The organism is Gordonibacter faecis, from assembly GCF_030077735.1.
Lineage (GTDB): Bacteria > Actinomycetota > Coriobacteriia > Coriobacteriales > Eggerthellaceae > Gordonibacter > Gordonibacter faecis.
This window is the reverse complement of sequence record NZ_JASJEU010000010.1, coordinates 1-4643: the sequence shown is the minus strand read 5'-3', so window position 1 is coordinate 4643 and position 4643 is coordinate 1. Positions and strand designations below refer to the sequence as shown.

The following is a 4643-nucleotide window of genomic DNA, read 5'->3' as shown; positions in this document are numbered from 1 at the left end:
ATCCAGTCATCAAAAGCAGCCAAAACAAACGAGAAAAACCCCGAATTACCTATTGACTCTTTATAGCTGGACTACGAAGGTTACCTTTTAGTTAGGTTTATGGTACTTGGAAAAGCCCTCGTCATAGTGATAGGGAGGGCAGCCACCTTGTGGCATATTAGCCAGCGCGAAGCGCGTCACACTTTTGTGAAGCAGGAGTGCGGCGGGGGGTTTTACAAACCCCCCTCGTCCCGCAGGCCCTACTTCAACCTATTGACAAACCAATCCGCCATCGAGATCAGCAGGTCGCGCGAAGGGGAGGGGCGCACCATGTCTACCAGGCGATTCTTCGCGATGCTTGTGAGGTTCTCAGCGTAGTTGCGGGCGTAATCAATGCTGCCGGACGCTTCCATAATGGCTACAGCCTCGGCCAGCACCTCCGGGTCCTTCTCCTTCGACGAAAGAATCTCAATCAGGCGGTTGCGGCTCTCGGAGTGCTGCAGCGCGTGCACCACCATGAGCGTGCGCTTCCCCTCCGTAATGTCGTTGCGGAAGTCCTTCTTCGTGCTTTCCTCAGAGCCAATAAGGTTCAGCAAGTCGTCCTGAATCTGGAACGCCAGGCCCGTGTCCAGGCCATAGTTGCGCAGCGCCTCAATTTCGGACTCGGTGCCGCCGCCGATGATGGCACCAATGGCCAGCGGCACGGCGCCCGAATAGTGCGCCGTCTTGTGCGTGGCCATGACCAGGTAGTCTTCCGGCGTGATGTCGTAGCGGCCGTCGCGCGCCCAGCCAATGTCGAGCGCCTGGCCCTCAATGGTGCGGCGCGTCATCTCAATGAGCTCGTTCACCACGCGCACCTTGCACGCGTCGTCGAGCGCCGGGTCGTTGATAACCGTGCCGTTCACCAGCGACAACGCCAAGTCGCCCATGTTGATAGCCAGGCCCATGCCCTCGGTGAGGTGCAGGCACGGCTCGCCGCGACGCAGTTCCGCCTCGTCGGCAATGTCGTCGTGAATGAGCGCGGCGGTATGAAAGTGCTCGATAGCCGCGGCGGCGCTAGTCGCGCGCGCCATGTCGCCACCCACCGCGCGGCACGCCGCAAAGCAGATGAGCGGGCGATGCCGCTTGCCGCCATTTTGGCTGTACGCCGTCAGCGGGCCGTACAGGTAGCGGTCCATATCGGGGTGCGTCCCTTCAGGAATGAACGAGTTCACCAGCGCGCCCACCCGATCGGCGTAGCACGTCAGGTACTCTTCAAAGGACTGGGGAGGTTCTTCCACGGCTGCGATAATTTCGTTGATATTCTCCATGGCACTTTCTCTGTGGCTGGGGTTGACCAAACGTTGCACAATGGTATCACAAGTGTTGAGCAGCCCCGCCCCGCTCTGCGCTAGCGGCTCATTCTTAAGGGTTTCTCCGCATATTCAGCGAAAAATGAGGAAGGAGGCGAAGCGGCCGCGGTTCAAACTGTGCGTGCGGCGGGCAGCCTTCTCTTCCTGCGCGGGCGCGGGCGTGCTACCATGAGCGGTGCGCGAAGGAGGGGTCCCTTGGAAAAGATGTCCAAATCGCACGAAGATTATCTGGAAGCTATTGTTATGCTGGGCGGCACGACGGAGGCGTCGGTGCGCTCGGTCGACATTGCTACGAAGCTGGGCGTGTCGAAGGCCTCGGTCAACAAGGCCGTAACGGCGCTGAAGGAAAAGGGCCTGGCTGACCAGCCCTATTACGGCGATATCACGCTTACTGACGAAGGCTACGCCTACGGTTCATCGGTGCTCGACAAGCACCACATGCTGTTCACGTTCCTTACCAAAGCGCTGGGAATTCCCTCGGAGCAGGCCGAGGAGGAGGCGTGTCTCATGGAACACGCCATCAGTGATGAGTCGTTCGAAAAATGGAGTTCTTATATTAAGAAGCTGAATTTGTAGGCCCGCGCGCGGTGCCTCGCCGGCAGCGTTTTGGGCGATGACAGCCGCGATTCAACCGTTTAGCAACACCCCCCAGACACAAGGCGCCTCAGTAGCGAGGTGCCTTTTTGTATGCTATGCTTCACGGTGCTTCTGGCATTACACACACCATCACCGAACCACGATGCACAAGGGAGCAGAATACCAGTGGGTAAGCAGGCGAATATTCTTTCGTTTGACGAGGCCAAGCGCTCTGTTGCGGCGCCGCGCTCGTCTGCATCTGCGCGCTCTCGCAGCCGTGCGGAGAGCCGCCATGCCCCTGGTACTTCCACGCGTCGTGGTGCAGCGTCGACCGGCTACCGGGGCGCTGCTTCCACCCGCGGTGTGTCTTCTCCGGCACTGGTGCAGGTGCCGCGTTCCACGGCCGCGCGCCGGTCGGGCGATGGCGCGTACGCCGCGTCATCCCGCGCAGCGGTGACCAGCTTCCCTACGAGCAGCGACTACTCCCGTGCAGGCACAAGCGCGCGACGCAGTGGTGCGCGCGACGTGCGCGTGAACCGCTTCGCCCCCGAGCGTGACTTTGAGTTGGAGCGGGAACTGGGCTTCGAGGGAGGCTTCGGAGACCAAGAGCAGGCCGAAGAGCCCGCCCCCGAGAAGCGTTCGCGCTGGCAGGAGTTCCGCCGCAAGCATCAGAAGGATCGCGCGGACAAGAAATTCGAGAAGCAGTTCGGCGGCAGCAACGCGCCCGCAAGTGACGCCTCCAGTGGCCCGCGCGCGGCCGTATACAAGGGCGAGATGGGCGCGACGCATCGCCGCTCAGCCCGCATGCAAAACGATGCGCCGACCGCTTCCGCCCAGAAGAAGCGCACCGCTAGTTCTGAGGGAAGCCTGAAGCGCCGCCTGGTGGCGAGCGGCGTGGCAACGCTCTGCCTGGTTCTGACCTGCTGGTTTCTGTACACGCCCGCGCAGCAGCTGTACCATTCCGTGCGCGAGCACGACCGCCTGCAGGCCGAATATGCCGCCATCGAGCAGCGCAACGCGTCGCTTGAGTCCGAGGTGAACGCGCTGCAGACCGACGCCGGCGTGGAGGACCGCGCGCACCAGCAGTTCGGCTGGGTGAAGGAAGGCGAGCAAACCGCCAACGTGAAGGGCCTCACGCCGAAGGAAGACGAGTCCACCTTCACGGCGAACATCATACCCGGCAGCGTGAAAGCGCCCGAGACCTGGTATTCTCCCCTGCTCGACGCCGTGTTCGGCGTTCAGTAGGCGAAAGGGAAGCGCCCTATGACCTCATCTTTTTTGACTGACCCCGCGCCCGCGTGCGCGCCTGAGGGCGCGCTGCGTCCCGGGCGCTATGCCGCCATCGACATTGGCACCGTAACCTGCCGTATGCTGGTGGCCGACATCGACGAAGCCGGCGCGCTGCACGAGTTGCGACGTGAGTACGCTATTACGAATTTGGGCGAAGGCGTGGACGCCACCGGCGTGTTGAAACCCGAGGCCATGCGGAGGGTAGCTGAAACGGTGGCGGGGTATTGTGCCCTTCTGGACTCATGCGAGCCGGCGGACGGAAGCGGCATCACCGTGGTGGCCGTGGCTACCTCCGCCGCGCGCGATGCACGCAATGCGAGTGAGTTCGAGGCCTTGCTGGCCGATGCTGGCGTGCGGCCCACCGTGATTCCGGGTGCGCGCGAAGCGGCGCTGTCGTTCGCGGGGGCGTCGTGCGACTTTGTGGGCGAGAATCTGCTGGTGGTGGACGTGGGCGGCGGCTCGACCGAGTTGGTGGCCGGCCCGGCGGGAGGCGAACCCGTGCGCGTGCACTCCTTCGACATTGGGTGCAGGCGCGTGACCGAGAAGTTTTTGCCGTCCGACCCGCCTGCCGCGAGCGAGCTGAGCGCGGCGCGCGCGTGGATTGAGGACGGCATGCGCCCCTACTTCGAGGGCTTGCGCACGGATGGTTTCAAGCCTCAGCGCGTGGTGGCCGTGGCCGGCACCGCCACCAGTGTGGTTGCGGTGCGCGAGCGCATGGCAACGTACGATTCCTCGCGCGTGCACAAGGCGAAGGTGTCGCGCGCCAGCTTAGATGAGGTGTACGAACAGCTGGCTGGCGTGTCGCTGGATGAGCGCCGCCGCGTGGTGGGCCTGGACCCCGGGCGCGCGCCGGTGATTGTGGCCGGGTTGCTTATTTTGCAAGCAGTGCTGGATCTTGCCGGGGCCGACGGCTTCACGGCCAGCGAATCGGACATTCTTCACGGCATTATCCTGGACGCCGCGAAAGCCTAACCCCGCCGCGGCGAAATCTTTGCTACCATATACAAACACGGGGGCGTGGCGGAATTGGCATACGCAGGGGACTTAAAATCCTCCGACTTCGGTCTTGCGGGTTCGAGTCCCGCCGCCCCTACCATATATAGTGCGCGAAGAAATATGTGACGCGGAATGTCATTCTACACGAGCGCAACTTCCCCTGTCATCCTGAGCGAGCGAAGCGAGCCGAAGGATCCCGAGCGGCGCCAGCAAAGGGAGTCCCTACTAATTACTATCGCAACCCTCGCCATCTCGCCGCGGCCACAATAATGTGACGCGCTTACGCGCTATCTATTACGCCAAGAGTTCCCCACATCCCCACCTTTACGCCGCGGGCTGACTAAAATGCCATAACCCCTGATAACTGCCAGGTCCCCGTAGTCCAGCTATAAAGAGTCAATAGGTAATTCGGGGTTTTTCTCGTTTGTTTTGGCTGCTTTTGATGACTGG

4 protein-coding genes and 1 tRNA gene are annotated in these 4643 nt (G+C 62.1%); 4 read left to right on the top strand and 1 reads right to left on the bottom strand.

The window, feature by feature from the left end; all coding sequences use genetic code 11:
- Nucleotides 1-239 precede the first annotated feature (239 nt).
- The gene (locus QNJ86_RS05075; RefSeq protein WP_283831514.1) at nucleotides 240-1289 is read right to left on the bottom strand and encodes a polyprenyl synthetase family protein; all 1050 of its coding nucleotides are present in this window, start codon (nucleotides 1287-1289) and stop codon (nucleotides 240-242) included.
- Nucleotides 1290-1526: 237 nt separating this feature from the next.
- Here QNJ86_RS05075 and QNJ86_RS05070 point away from each other — a divergent pair, with 237 nt between their 5' ends.
- From QNJ86_RS05070 to QNJ86_RS05055, 4 genes are all read left to right on the top strand, one after another.
- Entirely contained in the window at nucleotides 1527-1907 is a 381-nt protein-coding gene (locus QNJ86_RS05070; RefSeq protein ID WP_283831513.1) for a metal-dependent transcriptional regulator, read from the top strand.
- Between the two features lie 186 nt (nucleotides 1908-2093).
- Nucleotides 2094-3152: an FtsB family cell division protein gene (locus QNJ86_RS05065; protein WP_283831512.1), complete on the top strand. Its 1059-nt coding sequence runs from the start codon at nucleotides 2094-2096 to the stop codon at nucleotides 3150-3152.
- 18 nt (nucleotides 3153-3170) lie between these two features.
- Nucleotides 3171-4169: a Ppx/GppA phosphatase family protein gene (locus QNJ86_RS05060; RefSeq protein WP_283831511.1), complete on the top strand. Its 999-nt coding sequence runs from the start codon at nucleotides 3171-3173 to the stop codon at nucleotides 4167-4169.
- A gap of 39 nt (nucleotides 4170-4208) precedes the next feature.
- A tRNA-Leu gene (locus tag QNJ86_RS05055) sits at nucleotides 4209-4293 on the top strand.
- The last annotated feature ends 350 nt before the right edge of the window (nucleotides 4294-4643 follow it).

Bases quoted from the DNA above. Each gene is read 5' to 3' on its own strand.
- QNJ86_RS05075 (WP_283831514.1), bottom strand. From the start codon at position 1,289: ATGGAGAATATCAACGAAATTATCGCAGCCGTGGAAGAACCTCCCCAG.
- QNJ86_RS05060 (WP_283831511.1), top strand. From the start codon at position 3,171: ATGACCTCATCTTTTTTGACTGACCCCGCGCCCGCGTGCGCGCCTGAG.